The 22741-nt window shown below is 66.9% G+C and carries 22 protein-coding genes; 11 read left to right on the top strand and 11 right to left on the bottom strand.

Annotation, left to right across the window (positions count from 1 at the left end; all coding sequences use genetic code 11):
- Window positions 1–11 precede the first annotated feature (11 nt).
- The 3 genes from purB to AUL34_RS16245 all read right to left on the bottom strand — a co-directional run bounded on the left by purB (window position 12) and on the right by AUL34_RS16245 (window position 3490).
- Window positions 12–1319 carry an adenylosuccinate lyase gene (gene purB, locus AUL34_RS16255; RefSeq protein ID WP_061935822.1) on the bottom strand — a complete coding sequence of 436 codons (1308 nt, stop codon included), beginning with the start codon at window positions 1317–1319 and terminating at the stop codon, window positions 12–14.
- A gap of 88 nt (window positions 1320–1407) precedes the next feature.
- Window positions 1408–2418 (bottom strand): P1 family peptidase, encoded by a 1011-nt coding sequence (locus tag AUL34_RS16250; RefSeq protein ID WP_061935819.1) that lies wholly within the window; start codon window positions 2416–2418, stop codon window positions 1408–1410.
- Between the two features lie 4 nt (window positions 2419–2422).
- Window positions 2423–3490 carry an ABC transporter substrate-binding protein gene (locus tag AUL34_RS16245; RefSeq protein ID WP_061935816.1) on the bottom strand — a complete coding sequence of 356 codons (1068 nt, stop codon included), beginning with the start codon at window positions 3488–3490 and terminating at the stop codon, window positions 2423–2425.
- Between the two features lie 156 nt (window positions 3491–3646).
- On the opposite strand from AUL34_RS16245, the gene AUL34_RS16240 reads away from it, so the two are divergent.
- Window positions 3647–4858, top strand: coding sequence for an ABC transporter substrate-binding protein (locus tag AUL34_RS16240; protein WP_061935815.1), 1212 nt, complete (start codon window positions 3647–3649; stop codon window positions 4856–4858).
- Window positions 4859–4913: 55 nt separating this feature from the next.
- Here the strand turns inward: AUL34_RS16240 and AUL34_RS16235 are convergent, their stop codons facing one another.
- The 5 genes from AUL34_RS16235 to AUL34_RS16215 form a co-directional block, all read right to left on the bottom strand.
- Window positions 4914–5255, bottom strand: coding sequence for a DUF3140 domain-containing protein (locus tag AUL34_RS16235; protein ID WP_061935812.1), 342 nt, complete (start codon window positions 5253–5255; stop codon window positions 4914–4916).
- Window positions 5256–5323: 68 nt separating this feature from the next.
- Window positions 5324–6604 (bottom strand): branched-chain amino acid ABC transporter permease, encoded by a 1281-nt coding sequence (locus AUL34_RS16230; RefSeq protein WP_061935809.1) that lies wholly within the window; start codon window positions 6602–6604, stop codon window positions 5324–5326.
- Entirely contained in the window at window positions 6604–7596 is a 993-nt protein-coding gene (locus AUL34_RS16225) for a branched-chain amino acid ABC transporter permease (protein WP_061935806.1), read from the bottom strand. The genes AUL34_RS16230 and AUL34_RS16225 overlap by 1 nt, the downstream gene beginning before the upstream one ends.
- 42 nt (window positions 7597–7638) lie before the next feature.
- A complete protein-coding gene (locus AUL34_RS16220) occupies window positions 7639–8343 on the bottom strand; it encodes an ABC transporter ATP-binding protein (protein WP_061935803.1) in 705 nt (234 codons plus the stop codon).
- Window positions 8340–9143 carry an ABC transporter ATP-binding protein gene (locus AUL34_RS16215; RefSeq protein WP_061935800.1) on the bottom strand — a complete coding sequence of 268 codons (804 nt, stop codon included), beginning with the start codon at window positions 9141–9143 and terminating at the stop codon, window positions 8340–8342. Before AUL34_RS16215 ends, AUL34_RS16220 begins: the two co-directional genes overlap by 4 nt.
- A gap of 222 nt (window positions 9144–9365) precedes the next feature.
- Here AUL34_RS16215 and AUL34_RS16210 point away from each other — a divergent pair, with 222 nt between their 5' ends.
- The 5 genes from AUL34_RS16210 to AUL34_RS16190 all read left to right on the top strand — a co-directional run bounded on the left by AUL34_RS16210 (window position 9366) and on the right by AUL34_RS16190 (window position 13030).
- Window positions 9366–9881: a flavin reductase gene (locus tag AUL34_RS16210; protein ID WP_370539052.1), complete on the top strand. Its 516-nt coding sequence runs from the start codon at window positions 9366–9368 to the stop codon at window positions 9879–9881.
- Between the two features lie 85 nt (window positions 9882–9966).
- On the top strand, window positions 9967–10287 hold the full coding sequence (locus tag AUL34_RS16205) for an XdhC family protein (RefSeq protein WP_061935798.1): 321 nt from the start codon (window positions 9967–9969) through the stop codon (window positions 10285–10287).
- On the top strand, window positions 10287–10991 hold the full coding sequence (locus AUL34_RS16200) for an XdhC family protein (RefSeq protein WP_061935794.1): 705 nt from the start codon (window positions 10287–10289) through the stop codon (window positions 10989–10991). The genes AUL34_RS16205 and AUL34_RS16200 overlap by 1 nt, the downstream gene beginning before the upstream one ends.
- Complete coding sequence (locus tag AUL34_RS16195) at window positions 10988–12601, top strand: NTP transferase domain-containing protein (RefSeq protein WP_061935791.1); 1614 nt, start codon at window positions 10988–10990, stop codon at window positions 12599–12601. The genes AUL34_RS16200 and AUL34_RS16195 overlap by 4 nt, the downstream gene beginning before the upstream one ends.
- Before the next feature lie 144 nt (window positions 12602–12745).
- Window positions 12746–13030 (top strand): usg protein, encoded by a 285-nt coding sequence (locus tag AUL34_RS16190; protein WP_061935788.1) that lies wholly within the window; start codon window positions 12746–12748, stop codon window positions 13028–13030.
- A 4-nt stretch (window positions 13031–13034) separates the two neighbouring features.
- On the opposite strand, the gene radC is transcribed toward AUL34_RS16190, so the two are convergent.
- The 3 genes from radC to phaC form a co-directional block, all read right to left on the bottom strand.
- The gene (gene radC, locus AUL34_RS16185) at window positions 13035–13796 is read right to left on the bottom strand and encodes a DNA repair protein RadC (protein ID WP_061935785.1); all 762 of its coding nucleotides are present in this window, start codon (window positions 13794–13796) and stop codon (window positions 13035–13037) included.
- A gap of 6 nt (window positions 13797–13802) precedes the next feature.
- Window positions 13803–14654: a type I methionyl aminopeptidase gene (map, locus tag AUL34_RS16180; RefSeq protein WP_061935782.1), complete on the bottom strand. Its 852-nt coding sequence runs from the start codon at window positions 14652–14654 to the stop codon at window positions 13803–13805.
- A gap of 85 nt (window positions 14655–14739) precedes the next feature.
- Window positions 14740–16563, bottom strand: coding sequence for a class I poly(R)-hydroxyalkanoic acid synthase (gene phaC, locus AUL34_RS16175; protein WP_061935779.1), 1824 nt, complete (start codon window positions 16561–16563; stop codon window positions 14740–14742).
- Between the two features lie 173 nt (window positions 16564–16736).
- Here phaC and AUL34_RS16170 point away from each other — a divergent pair, with 173 nt between their 5' ends.
- The 5 genes from AUL34_RS16170 (at window position 16737) to recJ (ending at window position 22719) form a co-directional block, all read left to right on the top strand.
- Window positions 16737–17147 carry a hypothetical protein gene (locus tag AUL34_RS16170; protein ID WP_061935777.1) on the top strand — a complete coding sequence of 137 codons (411 nt, stop codon included), beginning with the start codon at window positions 16737–16739 and terminating at the stop codon, window positions 17145–17147.
- Between the two features lie 123 nt (window positions 17148–17270).
- Window positions 17271–18485 (top strand): LL-diaminopimelate aminotransferase, encoded by a 1215-nt coding sequence (locus AUL34_RS16165; protein ID WP_061935774.1) that lies wholly within the window; start codon window positions 17271–17273, stop codon window positions 18483–18485.
- Between the two features lie 50 nt (window positions 18486–18535).
- A complete protein-coding gene (locus AUL34_RS16160) occupies window positions 18536–19840 on the top strand; it encodes a homoserine dehydrogenase (RefSeq protein ID WP_061935772.1) in 1305 nt (434 codons plus the stop codon).
- Window positions 19841–19912: 72 nt separating this feature from the next.
- Window positions 19913–20902: a class II fructose-bisphosphatase gene (glpX, locus tag AUL34_RS16155; protein WP_061935770.1), complete on the top strand. Its 990-nt coding sequence runs from the start codon at window positions 19913–19915 to the stop codon at window positions 20900–20902.
- Window positions 20903–20922: 20 nt separating this feature from the next.
- Complete coding sequence (gene recJ, locus AUL34_RS16150; RefSeq protein WP_061935768.1) at window positions 20923–22719, top strand: single-stranded-DNA-specific exonuclease RecJ; 1797 nt, start codon at window positions 20923–20925, stop codon at window positions 22717–22719.
- Window positions 22720–22741: the final 22 nt, after the last annotated feature.

The raw sequence follows: 22741 nt of genomic DNA, 5'->3' as shown, positions 1-22741 counted from the left end.
AGCGCCGCGCGTCAGGCCGCGCCGAACACGCGCCCGAAGATCGTGTCGACATGCTTGGTGTGATAGCCGATGTCGAACTTCTCGCGGATCTCCGCTTCCGACAGCGCCGCCGTGACCTCGGCGTCGGCCAGGAGTTCGGTCAGGAAGTCCGCCCCGTGTTCCCACACCTTCATCGCGTTGCGCTGGACGAGGCGGTAGGCATCCTCGCGGCTGACGCCGGCCTGGGTGAGTGCCAGCAGCACGCGCTGCGAATGAACGAGGCCCTTGAACTGGTTGAGGTTGCGGTCCATCCGATCGGGGTAGACCAAGAGCTTGTCGATCACGCCGGTGAGGCGCGCGAGAGCGAAGTCCAGCGTGACGGTGGCGTCCGGTCCGATATAGCGCTCGACGGATGAGTGCGAGATGTCGCGCTCGTGCCAGAGCGCGACGTTCTCCATCGCCGGCATGGCGAAGGAGCGCACCATGCGAGCGAGGCCCGTCAGGTTCTCGGTCAGCACGGGGTTGCGCTTGTGCGGCATGGCCGACGAGCCCTTCTGGCCTGGCGAGAAATACTCCTCGGCCTCCAGGACCTCGGTCCGCTGCAGGTGGCGGATCTCGGTGGCGAGGCGCTCGATCGACGAGGCGACGACGCCGAGCGTCGCGAAGTACATCGCGTGCCGGTCTCGCGGAATGACCTGCGTCGAAACCGGCTCCGGCTTCAGGCCGAGCGCCTTGGCGACGTGCTCCTCGACGCGCGGGTCGATGTTCGCAAAGGTGCCGACGGCTCCCGAGATCGCACAGGTCGCGACTTCCTCCCGCGCCGCGCGCAGACGGTCGCGGCAACGATCGAACTCGGCATAGGCGAGTGCGAGCTTCACGCCGAAGGTCGTCGGTTCCGCATGGATGCCGTGGCTACGGCCGATCGTGACCGTATCCTTGTGCTCGTAGGCGCGCCGCTTGAGCGCCTCGAGAAGCGCGTCCATGTCGGCGAGCAGGATGTCTGTCGCGCGCACGAGCTGGACGTTGAAACAGGTGTCGAGCACGTCCGACGAGGTCATGCCCTGGTGGATGAAGCGCGAGTCCGGTCCGACGAACTCGGCCAGATGCGTCAGGAAGGCGATGACGTCGTGCTTGGTGACGCGCTCGATCTCGTCGATGCGGTCGACGTCGAAGGTCGCGGCGCCGCCCTTTTCCCAGATCGTCCTGGCCGCGTCCTTCGGAATGACCCCGATCTCCGCCAAGGCATCGCAGGCGTGCGCCTCGATCTCGAACCAGATGCGGAACTTGGTCTCCTGCGACCAGACCGACACCATTTCGGGGCGGGAATAGCGGGGGATCATGGGCGAAGCCTTTCACGAGCGGCATGCGGACGGTTCGCCGCGCTGTAACAGACCCCCGCCCGCGTCTCAATCGCAACGCCGGGACCGCCTATCCCAGTTGCCGCCACGCGGGGCGCAGATCGCCGGGTGCCGGCACGGCAGCGTGAACGCCGCGCGCGATCGCCCGCGCCATGGTCGCGGCGGCGGCGGATGCCAGTTCGATACGCTCGGCGCCTTCCGGCCGCCATCCGCCGGCGCCGGTTGCGGCGGCAAAGACGAGATCGCCGTCGAAGTCTGTATGGGCCGGCCAGAGCGCGCGGGCGAACCCATCATGCGCGGCCACCGCAAGACGACGCGCCGCGCCCTTGTCGAGCACCGCGTCGGTCGCGATCACCGCGATCGTAGTAGCGGTCCCGGGATGGGGTGCGATCTTCGTCGTCGGTGGCGCTGCCATGGTGGGATGAGGGGCGGGGAGGCCGAGGCCCCCGAACTCCGCGTCGATCTCGAAGGCGGCGGCATGAAAATGCCGGGTCGAACCGATCAGCGCCGAGCCGACCGCGTTCACCGCGACGAGGGCGGCGACCGTCGCTCCGGACGAGAGAACCGTGGACGCAGAACCGAGCCCACCCTTGGCGCCGGCCGTGGTGGCCCCGGTCCCGGCTCCAACGCTGCCGAGTGCGAATTCGAGACCCGCGGCCTCTGCCGCACGGAGCCCCAGGTCGCGGTAGGGCGAATGGAGCCCCCAATCCTTGTTGCCCCCATTGGCGAGGTCGAACAGGATCGCAGCCGGCACGAGGGGAACGCGATGACCCGCCACCTCGAAGCCCCGGCCGACCGAGCGCAGGAACGCCTGAACGCCGGAGGCCGCATCCAGCCCGAAGGCCGAGCCGCCGGAAAGGACCAGGGCGTCGATGCCGGGTACCAGCTTGTCAGGTGCCAGAAGGTCGGTCTCGCGCGTGCCGGGCGCGCCGCCGAGGATCTCGACGGCCGCCGTACACGGCTGGTCAAAGAGAACCGCCGTGGCGCCGCTCTTGAGGCGATCGTCCTGCGCGTTGCCGACCCGAAGGCCTGCGACGTCGGTCAGCAGGTTGCGTGGCCCCGCTCTCCAGCCTAGCGACATCGCTTCAGCCCTCGGCGTCGGCGACGAAGCGCGTCCCGTCCCATCGGTAGGTGCGGAAGGTCACGACACCGGCGCTGCCGTCACCCTGGAAGCGAACGAGGCCAGCCGACGTCACGAAGGTTTCGGCGTTCAGAACGTCCGCGATGCTTCGACCTTCCGCGGCGGCCCGGCGCGCGGCCTCGATCGCGATCTCCGCGCCGGTTCGTGCGGTTCGCGCATAGCCCTCATCCTCCGGCGCAGTCTCGGACGGTACCCAGTCGACGTCGAATCCGGATGCGACCGCGATCACGCCGGATGGAAGAGGCGGGCCATCGGCGGCATCGACCAGCGATTCCCCTCCCGCCGCTTCGATCCGCAACCCGATCTCGGCGGCATCTCGTAAGATTATCGCCGTGTCGCTGCGGGCACCGAGGAACAGGACGCGCGCGATGCCGCTTTGCTGAAGCCGTCGGGCGATGGGAAATTGCTTCTCTTCCGCCGGCCGATAGGTCTCGTTCACGGCTGCCCGCAAGCCGCTGTCTTCCAATGCCCGCCGCACCTTGTCGGCAAGATCCCGGGCTTGCGGCGTGCCATCGTCCACCAGCGCGAAGGGCGTATCCGACCAGCGCTCGCGCACGAAGGCGCCGAGCGCCTGCGCCACTGCGTCCGCAGCCGGTGCCAGGCGCCAGACGAGCGCGCCGTCCTTGTCGCGCAGTCGCTGGATACGCGCGGCGCGAACCCCGACATCGATGACCGGGATCGCGGCGGCCGTGAGCTTCGGCAGGGCGGCTTCCAGCGATGCGGCGCAGAGAAAGCCGGTCGCCACCGTGACCCGCGCCGCGATCAATGCATCAGCGGCTTCGCGGCCACCGTCCGCATTGCATCCGCTATCCACCTCGATGACCCGCGCCCCCGCATCCCCTGCCGCACGCTCCGCTCCCGCCACGATCTGCCGCCCGAGAATCTCGTTCGCGCCCGCAAGCGGCGCGGCGACGCCAAGCACGAGCTCGCCGGGCGACTGCGCGAACGCACCGGCAACCGGAGCGATGGCGAGCACGATCGTGAGAGCGAAACGGGGCAGGGCGTGCGTCATCCCTTGTTCTACCGCCAACCAGCCGCCGGCGCGAGGTGCCTTCGCTTGACCCTCCCGTCCACCGCCGCTTAAGTCGCCCCGGGCCGCCGCGACGGCGCGCATCGCATTTGGTCGAGGTTTGGGTCCTCGATCCCCAACCAATTCGGGAGTTCCTGCATGATCGGCGGACGCAAAGCCATTCTCGGCCTCACGGCTTCACTTCTCGCGCTCGGCGTTTCCGCCGCGTCGGCGCAGGACGCCTCGCTGAAGCTCGGCTTCATCGGGGGGATCACGGGGCCGATCGAAAGCCTGATGCCGCCGATCACCAACGCCGCCAAGCTCGCCGTCGCGCAAGTCAACGAGGGTGGCGGCATCGGCAAGGACGGGGCCAAGGTCGAGATGGTGATCGGCGACGACGGTTGCGTCGACGCGGCCCGCGCTTCGGACGCCGGCGATCGCCAGGTGAACTCGGAGAAGGTGGTCGGCATCGTCGGCGCCATGTGCTCGGGTGCCACGATCGCCGCCGCCAACGCGGCCGCCATTCCGGGGGGCGTCGTGATGGTCTCGCCGGCCTCGACCTCGCCGGCCGTGACGGACCTCAACGACAAGGACCTCGTGTTTCGTACCGCGCCGTCCGACGCCTACCAGGGCGAAGTGCTGGCGCGTGTCGTGAAGAAGAATGGCATCGGCAACGTCGCCATCACCTACGTCAACAACGACTACGGCACCGGCTTCTCCCAGGCCTTCCAGAAGGCCTTCGAAGCCGACGGCGGAACGGTGACCGTCTCGCAGGCCCATGAGGATGGCAAGGCCGACTACCGGGCCGAGATCGGCTCGCTCGCCTCGTCCGGCGCCGATGCGCTCGTGGTGCTGGCCTATGTCGATGGATCCGGCGGCCGCATCGTGTCCCAGGCGCGCGAGACCGGTGACTTCGCGACCTTCATCGGCGGCGATGGAATGGTGGGCGGCAACCTCACCAACGTGGCGGGCGGCGACGAGAAGCTGATCCTCACCCGTCCCGGTGGCGCGGCGGCCGTTGGCGCCGAGGCCTTCGCCAAGGCTGCGAAGGCTGCCGATCTCGACCCCGCCGCCACCTACGCGGCCACCTCCTACGATGCCGCGTTCGCGCTCATGCTCGCGCTGGAAAAGACCGGCGGTTCGCGCGAGGGCGTCAGCCAGGCGCTGCGGGACGTGGCGTCCGCGCCGGGCGAGGTGATCCTCCCGGGTGAATGGTCGAAAGCCAAGGAACTCATCGCGGCCGGCACCGACATCAACTACGAGGGCGCATCCGGCGCGCTGGAGTTCGACGCCAAGGGCGACGTTCCCGGTTCCTACGACGAGGTGACCGTCCGGGACGGGAAGATCGAGGTCGTCGGTCCCGCGATGTAACGGGCGCCGCTCGAAAATCGAAAGCCCCGGAGTTCGCTCCGGGGCTTTTTGCTGGTCAGTGCTTCTTCATGGGATCGTGGCCCCAGTTCATGAGCGAGTAGCGCCAGGGCGTATCCTCGATGTCGCCCTTCGGCTTCTGCTTCATGTGGCGCTTGATGTAGCCGACCACCTTCTGCATGTGCTCGTATTGCGCCTCGGTGAGATCGGATTTCTTCGCAGACTTGATCTCGATGATTGTGCGGCCGGACTTGTGGCCTACGGATTCGCCGCCGTCGTCCGATTTGAAGCCGACCTCCTTCGATTCGTCCGTCTTCAGCCAATCCTCGAGCTGCTTCGGCGTCATGTTCACGAGGTCCTTGAACTCGTCATAGACCTCGGCTCGCTTGTCGTCGTCCATGGGTGCGCTCCCGCTTCGGTTGCGCGCCCAACGACCAGCCGCTGCCGTCAGTTCCTGCGGCCCCGGGCTCAGTCGACGCGGCGACGTTCGGGCAGGACCCCTTGCGGCGCGAAGCGCAGAACGAGCGTGATGGTCAGCCCGATCACGAAGACGCGCATCTGAAGCGCTCGCGAATCGAGATCGGCGGGCGCCACCCATCCGAACACGCTCTGACCCCAGTCGCGCGCCAGCGAGAAGACCGTGAGCGCCACCGGCTCCGACATGGTCCAGACGATGTAGACGAACACCGCACCGAAGATCGCGCCCCGATTGTTGCCGGCGCCGCCGAGAATCACCATCACCCAGATTAGGAACGTGTGGTTGAGGTCCACGAAACCGGACGGATCGAAGATCGAGGTGAAGTGGACGAGGATCGCACCGCCGAGGCCCATCAGCATCGCGCCGAGCACGAAGATCTCCAGCCGCCGGCCATCGACGTTCTTGCCCATGGAGGCGGCTGCCGGCTCGTTGTCGCGGATGGCGCGCATCATGCGCCCCCAGGGCGCGCGGTAGGCGCGCTCCATCAGGAGATAGATCACGAGCAGGATCGCCGCCGTCACCGCGAGATAGAGGCTGCGGCTCCACAGGAAGCCGATCTCGCTTGGGGTCGGAACGGGCCAGGGCAGCGGGGAGACGGTGAGCGTGCCGCGCGTGAGCCAGTCGGCGTTCCGCAGGAAGGTCTTGATGATCTGCGCGATACCAAGCGTCGCGATGGCGAGATAGTCCGCACGCAGGCCGAGGCAGATCTTGCCGATCACGTAGGCGATGGCGCCCGCGACGACGCCCGCCGCGACCCAGCCGACGCCGACGGGCAAGCCGAAGCCGCCGATGAAGCCGGCTTCCGCCTCGATCGCGACGGTTGCCGGATCGAACTTTGCCGTGACCACCATGAAGGCCACCGCGCCGGAGATCACCGTCAGCGCCGTCACAAGGCCCTGCGGCAAGCCGATGCGCCGCAGCTGCGAGATCAGCCCGACGACGATGACGGCACCGATCAGCCAAAGGATCGCCGTTCCCAGAAGTGGCGCACCGGTGCCCGCCCAGAAGGCTTCGTTGACAGGGAAGGTCATCAGCACCGACGCGAAGGCTCCGGCGACGATGAAGCCCATGATGCCGACGTTGAACAGACCGGCGTAACCCCATTGAATGTTCAAGCCGATCGCGATGATCGCATAGGCCGCAGCCTCGACGAGCATGCGCGTGGCGTAGGCGGAACCCTGGAGCCAGAAAATCAGCGCGATCAGGGCCAGCAGCGCTGCGCCGAGGGCGAGTTCCCGGGAGCGGATGGGGAAAGAGGACGTCGCGCTCATCAGAACACCCGTCCCTTGAAGATGCCCGTCGGGCGATAGATCAGGACCACGACCAGAATGAAGAACGGCACTACGAGCCGATACTCGGTTGGCACGAAGGCCAGGTTGGCCGGAATCTCCACGCCGGCCGGCATGAGGGTCTGGAACGGCCGCAGGATGACGGAAAGATTGAATACCGAAAGGGTCTCGGCGAAGCCGATGAGATAGCCGCCCGCGATGGCCCCGTAGGGCTGGCCGATGCCGCCGAGAATGGCGGCGGCGAAGATCGGCAGCAGGATGTTGTAGGCGAGGTCGGGCTTCAGCTGAACGTCCATCGCCAGCATCGTGCCGGCAATCGCCGCCAGCGATCCGCCGATGATCCAGGTCGCTTTCACCACCGTATCCAGCGGGATGCCCGTGACTCGGGCGAGATCCGGGTTGTCGGAGACGGCCCGCATCGCCTTGCCGAGCCGGGACCGCGTCAGGAACAGGTGCAGCGCCACCACCGACACGAGCGTCAACACGATCAGCGCCACCTGCGGCTCGGTGACGACGATCGGCCGGCCGCCGGTCGGAATTCGGAAGATCTGCTTGGGGGCGTCGAAATACATCTCGCGAGAGCCCGTCCCGGCGAAGAGCCGGATCAGCCCCTGCAGCATCAGGGTCACCCCGATGGACGCCATCACCATCACGACGGGACGCGCGCCGCGATCGCGCAGCGGCTTGTAGAACGCCTTGTCGAGCCCGATCGCGAACACCGATGTCAGCAGCATTACGACCGGCAGAAGGGCCAACGCAAGCGGGATCGGCAGCGAAACGCCGAGCGCGGCGCAAAGGCTCGCCAGGAGGAAGGCGAAGAAGGCGGCCGCCGTCATCATGTCGCCGTGGGCGAAATGCGCAAAGCGCAGGATGCCGAAGATCAATGTGACGCCGACCGCGCCAAGCGCGTAGATCGACCCGATGATCAAACCGCCCATCAGGCCGCGGTTGATGAAGAAGACTAGCTCGTCCAACGGATTGTCCCGAAGAGTTCGTTCGCGGCGTGAGGGCTGGGGTCAGCCGCCGAGAAAGGATTTGGCGACATCGGGATCGGCAAGAAGCGCCGCGCCGGTGTCGGTGAAGCGGTTGCGACCGCCGGCGAGGACAAACCCCTTGTGGGCGATGCCGAGCGCCTGCTTGGCATTCTGCTCGACCATCGCCACCGTGACGCCTGCCGCGTTGATGGCGAGGATGCGATCGAAGATCTCGCTCATGTAGCGGGGCGAAAGACCGGCCGTCGGCTCGTCCAGGAGGATCAGCTTCGGATCGATCATCAGCGCGCGGCCGACGGCCACCATCTGTCGCTGGCCGCCGGATAGCTCGCCGGCAGGCTGGCGGCGCTTGTCCTTCAGGGGCGGAAAGATGTCGTAGACCCGATCGAGCAGTCCCGAGACGTCGTCGCGCCGGACGAAGGCTCCCATCTCGAGGTTCTCGTGGACGCTCAACGTCTTGAAGACGTTGTGTTCCTGGGGGACGAAGGCCATCCGCAGGGCGCTCAAGGAGTCCGTCGCGCGGTTGGTGATGTCCTGTCCGTCGAAGAGCACACGTCCGGACGAGACGCGCAGAAGGCCGAAGATCGCCTTCAGCGTCGTCGATTTGCCGGCCCCGTTCGGTCCGACGATGACCCCGATGTCGCCTGCATCGAGCTCGAGGTTGACGCCGTTGAGGATGGTCGCCTCGCCATAGCCGGCGACGACGTTCTCGACCTTCAGAAGGCTCATGCCGCGGCTCCCGCCTTGGCGGTCGCATGGCCGGTCGGCGAACCGCCGAAATAGGCCTCCACCACCGCTTCGTCGGCCTGGATCTCCGCCAGCGTACCGGTACGCATGACCTCGCCTGCAGCCATGACGATGACCGGATCGCAGAGGCGGCCGATGAGGTCCATGTCGTGCTCGATGACGAAGAAAGTGTATCCGCGCTCGCGGTTGAGGCGCTCGATGTTGGCGGCGATGTCGTTGAGCAGCGTCCGGTTCACGCCGGCCGCGATCTCGTCGAGCAGCACGATCTTGGCGTCCACCATCATCGTGCGGCCGAGTTCCACCAGCTTCTTCTGGCCGCCCGACAGGTTGCCGGCGAGCTCGTGCGCCACGTGGCCGATCTTGAGGAAGTCGATGACGTCCTCGGCCCGCTCGCGCACCTTTGCTTCGAACTCGCGCACCTTGCGACCCCGGAACCAGGTCTCGACGAGGTTTTCGCCCGGCTGCCCGCCCGGCACCGTCATCAGGTTCTCGATGACGCTGAGGCGCGAGAACTCGTGGGCGATCTGGAAGGTGCGAAGGAGACCGCGACCGAACAGCTGGTGCGGACGCAGGCCCTGGATTTCGCGACCCTCGAACAGGATCTTGCCCGAGGACGGCGCCAGATTGCCCGCCACCATGTTGAACAAGGTCGACTTGCCAGCGCCATTGGGGCCGATCAGGCCCGTGATGCCGCCCTTCTCGACGGACAGGGAGCAGCGGTTCACGGCCGTGAAGCCGCCGAACCGACGCGATACATCCCTGATCTCTAGGATCGGCGCCATGCTGGCTTCCTATCGTATTGAAATTTTTCCCTGAGCGGCGTCGTTCGAGCAGCGGCGGGGGAGCCGGCACGTCCTGAAGCCTCCCGGCGTCGATGTCAAACGCATTGACCTTTACGTCGGACACGATCTTGAAAAGATTTGCAAAGCATGGTGCGCCATGCCGACGTGCGCCCCATCTTGTGAGGGCGTTCCGGAACGACGCGTCAGCCCGAAGGACGGACTTTGCTTCTGACCCATGCCGAGATCGACCAGGCGGCCTTCCGCGAGGCCATGAGCCATTTCGCTGCGGCCGTCTGCCTCGTAACCACGGACGGCGCGGCGGGCCGCCGAGGAGTGACCGTCACCTCGGTCTGCTCCGTGTCCGACGATCCCGCGACGCTCCTCGTCTGCCTCAACCGGTCGAGCGCGGCCAACGCCCGGTTCGAACAGAACGGGGTCTTCGCCGTCAACGTCCTGGCAGACCGCAGCGAGGCGGTGGCTCGGGCGTTTGCCGGCGAGGGCAAACTAGACCTCGACCAGCGTTTCGCCGCCGGTCGATGGACGACGCTGGAGACCGGCGCGCCGATCCTCGAGGACGCGATCGTCGCCTTCGACTGCCGTATCCTCGAAAGCCGCACGATCGCCACGCATCAAGTGACGATCGGAGAAGTCGTCGGACTTTCCATCCCGCGCGCCGGGCATAGCCTCCTCTACCGGGCGCGTCGCTACCATGCCCTCCGGCACCACGAGCCGGAGTGACGCCAAGGGGGGCGCGCTTAAACCACCCTGCGGTGATGCGATTTCCCCTGTCTGGCCCGGGCGGGGCGGGAGCGAGGAGCGTACGATGACTGAAGCGACGGATATTCTGGTTGTCACCGAACGCTGGGCGGCCGAAGGACGGAAGCTGGCCCTGGCGACGGTGATCGAGACCTGGGGCTCGGCGCCGCGCCCGGTCGGAAGTCATCTCGTGATCGACGAGGCCGGTGCTTTCGAGGGCTCGGTGTCGGGCGGCTGCGTCGAAGGCGCCGTGATCGCCGAGGCGCACGACGTCATCGAACATGGCGCTCCGAAAATCCTCGAGTTCGGCGTGGCGGACGAGACCGCTTGGCGCGTAGGGCTGTCCTGCGGCGGCCGCATCCGCGTCTACCTCGAGCGGGTGGCCTGATGCGCGCGGAGCTACTGCGCGCGCTGAACGCCGAACGCGTAGGCCGACGCGGCTGCGCGGTGCTGACCGACATCGTAAGCGGCGACCAGCGCTTGGTGCGCGAGGCGGACGCCGACGCCGAAGGCGACGTCGTTTTGCGCGCGCTGCGGACCGGACGGTCGGGACTGACCGACGATGCGAAGACCTTTCTCAACGTCTACCTGCCGCCGCCGCGCATCGTGGTGATCGGCGCGGTCCATATCAGCCAGAGCCTGGCACCGATGGCACGTCTCGCCGGTTTCGACATCGCGATCATCGATCCGCGAACCGCCTTCGCCACCCCGGATAGGTTCAGGGATGTGGACCTCGCGGCCGAATGGCCGGAAGACGTGCTTCGCAACCGCCCGCTCGACCCCTACACCGCGCTCGTCGCCATCACCCACGATCCGAAGATCGACGACCATCCGCTGATCGAAGCCTTGCGCGTCGGATGTTTCTATGTGGGCGCGCTCGGCAGTCGGAAGACCCACGCGAAGCGCGTCGAGCGGCTGCTGGCCGCCGGGGTGCCGCAGTATCGGATCGACCGCATCGAGGCTCCGATCGGGGTCGACATCGGCGCGTCAACGCCGGCCGAGATCGCCGTGGCGATCCTGGCCTCAGTGATTGCCGCGTTCAGGGGCCGCAAGATGCACGCCGAGCGTCGGGGCGAGGTGCCGGGCGCATGATATTCGGCGCGGTGCGAGTGGGCGATGCCGAAGGCGCCTTGCTTGCGCACGCCACGCATGCGGCAGGCCGGCGTCTGCCGAAAGGCCATCGGTTGACGAGGGAGGACGTTCGCGACCTGGCCATCGAAGGCCTGGAGGACGTCGTGGTGGCGCGCCTCGAAGAGGGCGACGTGACCGAAGATGAAGCGGCCGAGCGGATCGCCCGTGCGCTGACGTCGGAAGGCATCGAGATGGCTCCACCCGGCACCGGTCGGGCCAATCTCCACGCAACGAAGCCGGGTCTCCTGCTCGCCAACCGCACGCTGATCGACGCCCTGAATCGCATCGATCCGGGGATCACTGCGGCGACCCTCGCGGAGTTCGCTCCCGTCGCCGAGCATCGGATGGTGGCGACGGTCAAGATCATCCCGCTCGCCGTTCCCGGCCGCGCGGTCGACGACGCCGTTCGCGCCGTATCCTCCGGGGAGGCGCTGCGTCTCGCGCCGTTCCGGGGGCGCGGCGTCGGGCTGGTCCAGACACAGCTTCCCGTGGTCAAAACCGCCACGCTCGACAAGACCCGGCGCGTTCTCGAGCGTCGTCTGTCCGTGTCCGGCTCACGCCTCGAACGGGAGGCTCGATGCGCCCACGACGAGGGCGAGATAGCCGATACGCTGTTGGATGCGGGGCCGGGCGAAGACCTGACGATCGTGTTCGGTGCATCCGCGGTGATCGACGCCGACGATGTGGTTCCGGCCGCTATCCGTCGGGCGGGAGGCGAAGTGATCCATCTCGGAATGCCGGTGGACCCCGGCAATCTCCTGCTCCTCGGCCGCATCGGAAAGCGCACGATCCTCGGTGCTCCGGGTTGCGCACGCAGCTCCGTCGAGAACGGTTTCGACTGGATTCTCAACCGCATCCTCGCCGATCTTGAAGTCGGCCCGGAGGACATCGTCGGGCTCGGCGTCGGAGGGTTGCTGATGGAGATCGCTTCGAGGCCCCAGTTGCGCGAGGCGGTGCGGCGCGACGCAGCGGCGGATGGACGGGTGCATATCCTGGTCCTCGCGGCCGGACGTTCCAGTCGAATGGGCGGTCCGAACAAGCTCCTGGCGCGCTTCGAGGGGAAGCCGCTGATCCGCCGTACGGTCGACACCGCGCTCGCGAGCCGGGCGTCCGGTGTCACGGTCGTGACCGGATATATGCGCGATGCGATCGCCGCCGCGCTCGACGGGGCGGATGTTCGGCTCGTGCACAATCCGCGGCACGCCGATGGGTTGTCGACGTCGCTCTCAGCGGGTTTCGCGGCGGTTGCCGGTGAGTGCAGCGGTATCCTTGTGCTTCTCGCCGATCAGCCTCTCCTGACCGTCGCCGACCTCGATCGCATGATCGGGGCATTCGATCCCACAGGCCCTGGATCCATCGTGTTGGCGACGGATGGGGGCAGGCGAGGCAACCCGGTGATCCTCTCCACTGCCTTCGCGCCGGCCATCGCAAGTCTTGAAGGCGATGTCGGCGCTCGTGCCATCGTGCAATCGAACGCGGACGTCATCCGCGAAGTCGAGATCGGGCGAGCCGCATCCCTCGACGTCGATACGCCCGCGCTGATGCGTGAAGCCGGCGGGGTCTTCGAATGACCCCGCGTTCGGCATATTTATGCGGATGCTGGCGTGGGCATTGCACGCCTCGCCGCATCCGTGGTGCGTAACGGTTCATTAAGGATGCGGGCGCAGCCTTGATGCGAGGGCCGCTACCTCGGCCCCGATGCAGAAGGAGCCGACATGCCTGCCGCACGTACGCCCGATCCGCAGTTCCTGAAGATGATCTCCGGCTACGGCCTGACCTTCGCCGAAGTCCTCTACCGGATGCCGGACCATCCGGCCTTCCTCCAGACCTTCTCGTGGCAGTTCGAGGACATCGCGCCGGACTATCCGCGGCTGAGGCGGTTCCTGCAGCACTGGGAGCGCGACGTGGAGGCCCGCATCCACTCCGTGCGGGTGATGCACCAGGGACTGATTCAGCCGCGCGAGGTCCGAATGGTTCGTGAGATCGGCTACCTCAACTGACGCTTCAGATAAGCTTCTCGGCACGGAAGCTGAAGTGACCGTTGCGACCGATGATGAGATGGTCGTGGATCTGGATGCCGAGCGCCTGGGCGACGTCCACCAGCGTCTTCGTCATGTCGATATCGGCGCGCGAGGGGCTCGGGTCGCCGGACGGGTGGTTGTGCACGAGTACGAGAGCGCTGGCCGACAGCGCCATGGCGCGGCCCATCACCTCGCGGGGATAGACCGGCGTATGGTTCACGGTGCCGACCTGTTGGACTTCATCGGCGATCAGGGCGTTCTTCCGATCGAGAAAGAGAATGCGGAACTGCTCGCGCGTTTCGTGCGCCATGGCGGCGTGGCAATAGTCGACCACCGCGCTCCAAGACGACAGAACCTCGCGAGAGCGGATCGTCGAGCGAAACGCGCGCTGATTGACCGCCGTGACGATGCGAAGTTCCAGTGCCGTGGCAGTGCCGATGCCGTCCACCTCCTTCAGGAGGTCGGCAGGTGCGTTGAGGACGTCCGCCAGCGTCCCGAAGCGCTTGAGCAGCGCCTTGGCGATCGGCTTGGTGTCGCGACGCGGGATCAACCGGAAGAGGAGCAGTTCCAGGAGTTCGTAGTCGGCCAGGGCATCGGCACCGGCCGTTGCGAATCGCTCGCGCAGCCGATCCCGGTGGCCGTCATGATCCTTCGCAGGTCGCGGGGGTGGGGCGGACGGCGTGTCGAGGCCAAGGGCCCACAATCGCTGCGGAGCTTCGTCCAGGCCGTCCTTGCCCTCCGCCATGGTTTGTCAGATCCCGGTCCGCGACCACGCCGACGGCGGGAAGCCCGGCATATCCCGCTCGTTCAGGGAAAGCGTGAAGACCTCGCAGCCGGTTTCCGTCACCCCGACCGTGTGCTCGTACTGGGCCGAAAGCGAGCGATCCCGCGTCACGGCCGTCCAGCCATCGGCCAGCACCTTCACGTGCGGGCGACCGAGATTGATCATCGGCTCGATGGTGAAGATCATGCCCGGGCGCATCTCCACGCCTTCGCCGCGCCGACCGTAGTGCAGGATGTTGGGCGCGTCATGAAACAGGCGGCCGATGCCGTGCCCGCAGAAGTCTCGCACAACGGAACAGCGCTCGCCTTCGGCATAGGCCTGGATCGCCGCCCCGATATCGCCGACGTGGCCGCCCGGCTTCACGGCGTCGATGCCGATCTGCAGCGAACGGTAGGTGATCTCGCACAGGCGTTCGGCGGCGCGCTTGATCGGGCCGACGGGGTACATGCGCGACGTGTCGCCGTAGTAGCCATCGAGGATCAGCGTCACGTCGATGTTGACGATATCGCCTTCGCGCAGCGGCTTGTCGTTCGGAATGCCGTGGCAGACGACGTGGTTGATCGAGGTGCACACGTTCTTCGTGTAGCCGCGATAGTTGAGCTGTGCCGGCAGCGCGCCGTGATCGCGCGTGAACTCGAAGACGAAACGGTCGATCTCGTTGGTCGTGACCCCCGGCTTCACGATGTCCGCGAGCTGGTCCAGGACCGTGGCCGACAGGCGACTGACACGCCGCATGCCCTCGAACGCTTCCGCGTCGTAGAGGCGGATCGATCCGGTATTGCGAAGGGGGTTGGCTTCGGCTTCGAGGTAGATTGTCATGATGGCAGGTGCACGCGCCCGGGACGGGAGAAATCAGATCTGCACGTGATGTCGCATCGAAAGCGCAAGGCTTCAACCCCGCTCTCTACTGCCTGACGTAGCGGCCCGGCGCATCCTCGATGATCGGCAGTCCGCCGCTGCCGGGCTCGCGTGCCGGTACGCGGTCGTTTGCGAGCGCCTCCAGCCAAGCCTGCCAGTGCGGCCACCAAGATCCCTTGGTTTCCTGCGCCTGCATCCACCAGTCGTCGAACGACAGCCCTTCCGCCGGAGGCGGGCCGACCCAGAACTGGTACTTGCCCCGGGCCGGCGGATTGACGACGCCGGCGATATGACCGGAGCCGGACACCACGTAGGTCACCGGCGCCCCGAGCGCGCGGCTCCCCTCATAGACGCTGAGCGCCGGCGCGATGTGATCTTCCTTGGTGGCGAGGTTGTAGACGGGCAGGGTGATCGTCGAGAGATCGAGCCGGACCCCGCCGATCTCCATCATGCCGCGCGACAGACGGTTCTCGAGATAGCAGTTGCGCAGATAGAAAAGGTGGTTGGCCTTGGCCATGCGCGTCGCGTCGGCGTTCCAGAACAGGAGGTCGAAGGGAAGCGGCTCCTTGCCCTTGAGGTAGTTGTTGACGAAGTAGGGCCAAATGAGATCGCTCGACCGCAGGAGGTTGAAGGCGGTCGCCATCTGCGAGCCATCGAGGTAGCCCTTTTCCATGGTTCGCTCGATCTCGGCGAGCTGGCCCTCGTCGACGAACACCCGCAGGTCGCCGGAGTGCCGGAAATCGATCTGCGTGGTCAGGAACGTGACCGATGCGATGCGCTCGTCTCCCTTCGCCTTCAGGTAGGGCAGGGAGGCCGCGAGCAGCGTTCCACCGACGCAGTAGCCGACGGCATTGACCTCGCGCTCGCCCGTCGCCTGTTCCACGATGTCGAGGCCGAACGCGAGGCCTTCGTCGATGTAGTCCTTCCAGTCCTTGTCGGCGTGACGTTCGTCCGGGTTGACCCAGGAGATGACGAAGACCGTGTGACCCTGCTCGACCATCCAGCGGATGAAGGATTTCTCCGGGTTGAGGTCGAGGATATAGAAGCGGTTGATCCAGGGCGGCGAGATGAGGATCGGGCGTCGAAACACCGTTTCCGTTGCCGGCGCGTACTGCACGATCTGACAGACGTCGTTCTCGGCGACGACCTTGCCGGGCGTGAGGGCCAGGTTCTCGCCGACCGCGAACTTGGTTGGGTCCGACTGGCGCAGCTTGAGCTGGCCCTTTCCCTTCATCATGTCCTCGGCGAACATGCGCATGCCACGCACGAGGTTCTCGCCGTTCTGCTCCACGGTCTCGCGGTAGAGTTCCGGGTTCGTCAGAACGAAGTTCGACGGGGAAACGGCGTTGGCGATCTGCTTGACGTAGAACGCCGCCTTGCGCCGCGTGTGCGGGTCGAGCCCGTCGGAGCGCTCGACCAGCATGTTGGCCCAGTCGGACGTGATGACGTAGGCTTCCTTCAGGAAGCCAAAGAACAGGTTGCGGCTCCAGTCCTCATGGCTGAAGCGCTTGTCGGCACGCACGGGCGAGGTCGGCTGAACGGGTGCGCCGGACGCCTTTCGAATCGAGTCCGCCCACAGCCCCATGAACCGCATCATCAACGCGCTCTGGGCTTCCAGCGAACGGGCAGGATCGGTCAGCCAGTATTCGCCGACGCGCGAGAGGGTGGCGACCATGTCGGGATAGCTGAGCGGTCCGTCCTTGACCTCGCCACGTTCGCGAGGCTCGACCCACGCGGACGCGGCCTTGCCGACATGCTCGAGCATACGCGCCATGTTTCTGGCGAAAGCTTCCGGATCCCGGACGGCATATTCGGAAAACGGGGGGACCTCCCCGGCGGGGGTGTCGGTCGTGGGTCGTGATTCCGCCATGGCCGGTCCTCTTCGCTTCCGTCTTAAGCATAATGTCGTGTCTGCGGCAGCAGCGGAAAGCGTCTTGCGCAGGACTTTCGTCGCGGCGTCGCAGCATCCTGCCGCGCCGCGTCGCGCCATTCCCAAGCCTCGATCCTTCGGTTAAGAAGAGCCGGTTCGGGGGGAAGGCCTTCATGACCATGGCGATACGAGCGGTTCGACTGACGGCGATGAGCGTTCTGCTCGCGCTGCCGCTGTCCGCGTGCCAGTCTTTCCTTCCCCGTGATGAAACGCCTGTGACACTTGCTCCCCTGGCTGCCGCTCCGGGCGTTTCGTCCTCCGGCCAGAAGCTCGACGACCAGGGCTATCCGGTGATTGGGCGCATGCCGCGCGCGGCGCGCCCCCAGGCCAGCGACGAAGTCGTTCAGCAGACCGAAGAGCGTTATTCGCGCGTCGAGACTCGCGGCCGGGTCAACCCCGAGCCCGCATACCGGCGCGACGTGGCCGAGCTCGAAGCCTTGGCGGCTCGCCAGCAGGCGGAAGCGGACAGGGTGCTTGCACCCGCGGCCGCGCCGGCCGACGCAGCCAGCAGCCGGGCGCAGTAGAGCGCCGCCGACCGTCCATCGGTCGATGTGCCCGGCTCCAGCGGACGCTCAGCGCCTGAGCCCGTTCGGCTGTCGGCTCGTGCCGCCAGCCCATCCGATGCGTCCAGCCGAAGGCTAGCCACCATGAGCGAAGAATATCACAAGATCCGCCGTTTGCCCCCGTACGTGTTCGAGGAGGTGAACAAGAAGAAGGCTGCGGCGCGTGCCCGCGGCGTCGACATCATCGATCTCGGCATGGGTAATCCGGACTTGCCGACGCCGAAATTCGTGGTCGACAAGCTGTGCGAGGCGATCCGCGATCCGCGCACGCACCGCTACTCCGCGTCGAAGGGCATCGCCGGGCTCCGCCGCGCCCAGGCGGCCTATTACGAGCGCCGCTTCAATGTGAAGCTCGACCCCGATACGCAGGTCGTCGCGACGCTCGGCTCGAAGGAAGGCTTCGCCAACATGGCGCAGGCCATCACGGCCCCGGGTGACGTCGTGCTCTGCCCGAACCCGACCTACCCGATCCACGCTTTCGGCTTCCTGATGACCGGCGGCACGATCCGATCGATACCGGCCAAGCCCGACGAGGACTTCCTGCGGGCGATCGACCGCGCGGTGCGGCATTCGATTCCGAAGCCGATCGCGATTATCCTCAACTATCCGTCGAACCCGACGGCCTACGAGGCCGATCTGGACTTCTATGCCGAGGTGGTGAAGTTCGCCAAGGAGAACGAGATCGTGATCCTGTCCGATCTCGCCTATTCCGAAATCTTCTTCGACGGCTCGCCGCCTCCGTCGGTGCTGGAAGTGCCCGGCGCGATGGATGTCGCCGTCGAGTTCACCTCCATGTCGAAGACCTTCTCCATGCCCGGATGGCGCGTCGGGTTCGCGGTCGGCAACGAGCGCCTCATCTCGGCTCTCGCCCGCGTCAAGTCTTACCTCGACTACGGCGCCTTCACGCCGATCCAGGTGGCCGCCACCGCCGCGCTCAACGCCGGAGACGCCGCGATCGAGGAAGTCCGCGCCGTCTACCGCCACCGCCGCGACGTGCTCGTCGAATCGTTCGGGCGCGCCCATTTCGACGTACCGCCTCCGTCGTCCACGATGTTCGCTTGGGCGCCGATCCCGGAGCGCTTCCGCTATATGGGGTCGCTCGAGTTCTCCAAGCTCCTGATCGAGAAGGCGGACGTCGCGGTCGCGCCCGGCATCGGCTTCGGCGAATACGGCGACGACTACGTGCGCATCGCCCTGGTGGAGAACGAGCACCGCATCCGGCAGGCCGCGCGCAACATTCGCCGCTTCCTTGCGTCGGGCAACGATCCCGTTCAAAAGGCGGCTTCTGCGGACGCTTGAGCCTTCGGGCGTTGCGTCTCTCCAACGACGATCAAGGTTCAAGGACAGCCATGGATAGCCCGCTGCGGATCGGCTTGGCCGGATTGGGAACGGTCGGCGCTTCGCTCGCTCGCCTTCTTTCGACCCGTGCGCAGACCTATGCCCTGCGGGCCGGGCGTCCGATCGAGGTCGTCGCCGTATCGGCCCGCGATCGCTCGCGCGATCGTGGGATCGACATCTCGGCCATGGCCTGGTTCGACGATCCCGTCGAGCTGGCGGCGAAGGCCGAGATCGACCTCTTCGTCGAGCTCGTCGGCGGATCGGAAGGCGCGGCTCTCGCCAGCGTCAAGGCAGCGTTGAATCGGGGGATCCCGGTCGTCACCGCCAACAAGGCCTTGCTGGCTCACCATGGCGTCGAGCTTGCCAAGCTGGCGCAGAAGCGCAACGCGACGATCTTCTTCGAGGCGGCAGCGGCAGGCGGTATCCCGATCATCAAGACCATGCGCGAGGCCCTGCGGGGCAACGCGGTGCATCGCGTCTACGGGATCCTCAATGGCACCTGCAACTACATGCTGACGCGCATGGAAGCGGAAGGGATCGCCTTCGACGACTGCCTCGCGGACGCGCAGCGCCTCGGTTATGCCGAAGCCGACCCGACCTTCGACATCGGCGGGTTCGACGCGGCCCACAAGCTGGCGCTCCTCACCTCGCTCGCGTTCGGCTGCGAGATCGATCTCGAATCGATCTTCATCGAAGGTATTTCGTCGGTCACCAATGCGGACATCGAGGCAGCGGCCGAACTCGGCTACCGAATCAAGCTCCTGGCCGTCGCGCAGCGCACGGAAAGCGGGATCGAGCAGCGCGTCCATCCGACCATGATCCCCGCCCATTCGGCGCTGGCGCAGGTGAATGGTGTGACCAACGCGGTGGCTGTCGACAGCGATCTCCTCGGGTCGATCCTCCTCGTCGGACCTGGCGCGGGCGGCAACGCCACCGCTTCCGCGGTGCTTTCCGACGTGATCGACATGGCGCAGGGCGTGCGCCTGCCGACCTTTGCGGTCGACGCCAAGCAACTGACCCCGTACCGGCGTGCGCGCATGCGAGCGCACGAGGGTGGGTACTATATCCGTCTCAGCGTGCTCGACCGCGTCGGCGCGTTCGCCTCCATCGCGCGACGCATGGCCGAGAACGACATCTCTCTGGAGTCCATCGTCCAGCGCAAGCGCGAAGGCGACGACGCCAGCGATACGGCGCCGGTGATCCTCATCACACATGAGACCACCGAAGCAGCCGTGAAGAAGGCGCTGGATGCGGTATCGAAGGACGGGCACCTCAAGGAAGCGCCGCGCATGATTCGCATCGAGACGTTGGATTAAATACGCAAGGGGCCGCAGAGCGCGCGCAGGCGGCTGCGCGCGACGTCGCGCGGCGGACGGGGCGACGACATGATGGGCAGCGACGTGTTCAAGGAAGCCGATCCGCTCGACCGCATCCTGCCGGTCGAGATTGCCCGCGTCACGGAGCGGGCGGCGGTTGCCGCGGCCATGCTGCGCGGTCGGGGAGACGAACGGGCAGCCGATCAGGCAGCCGTCGACGCGATGCGCGATGAACTCCATGCCATGGCAATCGAGGGAACGGTGGTCGTCGGCGAGGGGGAGCCCGACGACGCCCCGATGCTCTTCGTCGGCGAGCGCCTCGGGCGCGGCGGGGTCGCCGTGGACCTCGCGCTCGACCCGCTCGAGGGCACGACCATCTGCGCCAAGAGCCTGCCGAATGCCCTCTCGGTGATCGCCGTAGCAGCTAAGGGCACGCTTCTGGTGGTGCCGGACGTCTACATGGAGAAGATCGCGATCGGTCCTGGCTATGCCGAGGGCGTCGTTGGTCTCGATCGCACCCCGCGCGAGAACCTGGAGGCCCTGGCCAATGCCAAGGGTGTGCCGGTGGACCGGATCACTGCCTGCATTCTCGATCGTCCGCGCCACGCCAAGCTGATCGAGGACATCCGGGCCACCGGGGCGGCCGTGCGCCTGATCGGCGACGGGGACGTCGCGGGCGTGATCCACACCACCGATCCGGAAGGCACCGGCATCGATATCTACATGGGCATCGGCGGCGCGCCGGAAGGGGTTCTCGCCGCGGCGGCCTTGCGGTGCACGGGCGGCCAGATCCAGGGGCGCCTGCAGCTCAACAGCGGCGAGAAGCGCAACCGGGCGGACAAGCTCGGCCTGCGCGACCCGGAGCGCGTCTACAGCCTGTCGGACATGGTTCGCGGCGAGGTGATCTTCGCAGCCTCCGGCGTGACGGACGGGAATCTGCTCGACGGGGTTCGGTTCTATTCGAACCGCGTCGAGACCCATTCCCTCGTCATGGATTCGCGAACCGGGACGCTGCGCGACATGCGCACGAGGCACCTCGGCTCGACCTTCTTCGAGCGCTGAACGACGCGCATCACCTCCTGATGACCGACCTGAAACGGACCTTCCTTGGCGTCGATCGCTCGATCAGCGGTCGGCGCTGGGTCCATGCGCTCGACCCGCGAGCGGAAGCCGCAGCGTCGCGCATGGCGCAGCTTTCCGGCCTGCCGGACATCGTCGGCCGCGTCATGGCTGCCCGGGGCGTGGCGCCCGAGGCAGCCGAAGCCTTTCTCGCGCCGACGATCCGCGACCTGATGCCCGATCCCTCCTCGCTGACGGCGATGGATGCGGCGGCTGCGCGCCTTGCCGACGCCATCGAGCGACGCGAGACAGTGGCCGTGTTCGGCGACTACGACGTGGACGGGGCGTCGTCCGCCGCTCTCGTTCACCGCTACCTCGCGCATTTCGGGCTGCGCTGCGACATCCGCATTCCCGATCGCATCACCGAGGGTTACGGGCCGAACCCGGCCGCGTTGCGCGAACTGGCGGAACGCGGCGCCACGTTGATCGTCACCGTCGACTGCGGCTCGACCAGCGTCGAGGCCCTGGCCGACGCGGCGGCGCGGGGCACCGACGTGGTCGTCCTCGACCACCATCAGGTCGGCGTCGATCTTCCGCCGGCGGTCGCGATCGTCAATCCCAATCGGCAGGACGATGTTTCCGGGCAGGGGCATCTGTGCGCCGCCGGCGTGGTCTTCCTCACGCTCGTCGCGGTATCACGCGAGTTGCGGCGACGTGGGACGGCACAGTCCGCTCTTCCCGATCTGCTGAACGATCTCGATCTCGTCGCGCTCGCAACCGTCTGCGATGTGGTCCCGCTCGTCGGCTTCAACCGTGCGCTGGTCGTCCGGGGGCTCGAGGTTCTGCGCGCCCGGCGCAATCCGGGGCTGCGGGCGCTTGCCGAAACCGCGCGGCTGCAGGGGCCTGTCGAAGCATTCCATCTCGGATTTCTCCTCGGGCCGCGGATCAACGCAGGCGGCCGCATCGGCGACGCCGCGCTGGGAAGCCGCCTTCTTACGCTGAAGGACGAGGCCAGGGCCAAGGAGATCGCCGACGAACTGGAACTTCTCAACGCCGAAAGGCAGGCGATGGAGCGCGAAATGCTCGCCGAAGCCGAGCAGGAGATCCGTGCCGAGATCGGTGACGGCGATGGCCCGCCGATTCTCGTGGCCGGACGGTCGGCCTGGCATCCCGGCATCGTCGGATTGATCGCGGCAAGGCTGAAGGAGCGGTTCGGCCGTCCGGCTTTCGCGATCGCCTTCGACGCGAACGGAAAGGGGACCGGCTCCGGCCGATCGATCGCCGGCTTCGACATCGGCCGGTTCGTGCGCGAGGCCGTCGCGGACGGTACGCTCCTTCGCGGCGGTGGACACGCCATGGCCGCCGGGCTCACGATCGAGCGCGAAAAGCTGGCCGACTTCCGCCTTCGCGCCGAAACGCGGGCGCGCGCCACCGTGGACGCGCTGCGCGCCGAGGACACGCTCTCGCTCGACGGCGCGATCGGCGCGCGTGGGCTGACGATCGAAATGGTCCGCACGATCGAGCGGGCAGGGCCTTACGGCGCCGGTCACCCCGCCCCGATCTTCGCCCTGCCGCGGCACCGCCTTCTATCGTCGGCTCCGGTCGGCACCGGCGGCCACATCCGCGCGACGCTGCGCGGCGCTGATGGCGCGACGACCTCCGCGATCGCCTTCCGGGCGGCTGGAACGCCGCTGGGTGATGCACTTCTCGGGCGCAGGGGTGAGGACGTCCATGTGGCGGGAAGCGTGTCGATCGACCGCTATCAAGGCAACGAGAAGGTGACGTTCCGCATCATCGATCTCGCATTGCCGACGCTTTGAGGTCGGCAGCCGGACTTGGTGG

It is taken from the genome of Aureimonas sp. AU22, assembly GCF_001463745.1.
Classification (GTDB): domain Bacteria; phylum Pseudomonadota; class Alphaproteobacteria; order Rhizobiales; family Rhizobiaceae; genus Aureimonas.
Note: the sequence above shows the minus strand (reverse complement) of the source record. Positions and strands in the feature narration are given on the sequence as shown.

Bases quoted from the DNA above. Each gene is read 5' to 3' on its own strand.
- purB (WP_061935822.1), bottom strand. From the start codon at position 1,319: ATGATCCCCCGCTATTCCCGCCCCGAAATGGTGTCGGTCTGGTCGCAG.
- AUL34_RS16250 (WP_061935819.1), bottom strand. From the start codon at position 2,418: ATGTCGCTAGGCTGGAGAGCGGGGCCACGCAACCTGCTGACCGACGTC.
- AUL34_RS16245 (WP_061935816.1), bottom strand. From the start codon at position 3,490: ATGACGCACGCCCTGCCCCGTTTCGCTCTCACGATCGTGCTCGCCATC.
- AUL34_RS16240 (WP_061935815.1), top strand. From the start codon at position 3,647: ATGATCGGCGGACGCAAAGCCATTCTCGGCCTCACGGCTTCACTTCTC.
- AUL34_RS16235 (WP_061935812.1), bottom strand. From the start codon at position 5,255: ATGGACGACGACAAGCGAGCCGAGGTCTATGACGAGTTCAAGGACCTC.
- AUL34_RS16230 (WP_061935809.1), bottom strand. From the start codon at position 6,604: ATGAGCGCGACGTCCTCTTTCCCCATCCGCTCCCGGGAACTCGCCCTC.
- AUL34_RS16220 (WP_061935803.1), bottom strand. From the start codon at position 8,343: ATGAGCCTTCTGAAGGTCGAGAACGTCGTCGCCGGCTATGGCGAGGCG.
- AUL34_RS16215 (WP_061935800.1), bottom strand. From the start codon at position 9,143: ATGGCGCCGATCCTAGAGATCAGGGATGTATCGCGTCGGTTCGGCGGC.
- AUL34_RS16205 (WP_061935798.1), top strand. From the start codon at position 9,967: ATGACTGAAGCGACGGATATTCTGGTTGTCACCGAACGCTGGGCGGCC.
- AUL34_RS16200 (WP_061935794.1), top strand. From the start codon at position 10,287: ATGCGCGCGGAGCTACTGCGCGCGCTGAACGCCGAACGCGTAGGCCGA.
- AUL34_RS16195 (WP_061935791.1), top strand. From the start codon at position 10,988: ATGATATTCGGCGCGGTGCGAGTGGGCGATGCCGAAGGCGCCTTGCTT.
- AUL34_RS16190 (WP_061935788.1), top strand. From the start codon at position 12,746: ATGCCTGCCGCACGTACGCCCGATCCGCAGTTCCTGAAGATGATCTCC.
- radC (WP_061935785.1), bottom strand. From the start codon at position 13,796: ATGGCGGAGGGCAAGGACGGCCTGGACGAAGCTCCGCAGCGATTGTGG.
- map (WP_061935782.1), bottom strand. From the start codon at position 14,654: ATGACAATCTACCTCGAAGCCGAAGCCAACCCCCTTCGCAATACCGGA.
- phaC (WP_061935779.1), bottom strand. From the start codon at position 16,563: ATGGCGGAATCACGACCCACGACCGACACCCCCGCCGGGGAGGTCCCC.
- AUL34_RS16170 (WP_061935777.1), top strand. From the start codon at position 16,737: ATGACCATGGCGATACGAGCGGTTCGACTGACGGCGATGAGCGTTCTG.
- AUL34_RS16165 (WP_061935774.1), top strand. From the start codon at position 17,271: ATGAGCGAAGAATATCACAAGATCCGCCGTTTGCCCCCGTACGTGTTC.
- AUL34_RS16160 (WP_061935772.1), top strand. From the start codon at position 18,536: ATGGATAGCCCGCTGCGGATCGGCTTGGCCGGATTGGGAACGGTCGGC.
- glpX (WP_061935770.1), top strand. From the start codon at position 19,913: ATGGGCAGCGACGTGTTCAAGGAAGCCGATCCGCTCGACCGCATCCTG.
- recJ (WP_061935768.1), top strand. From the start codon at position 20,923: ATGACCGACCTGAAACGGACCTTCCTTGGCGTCGATCGCTCGATCAGC.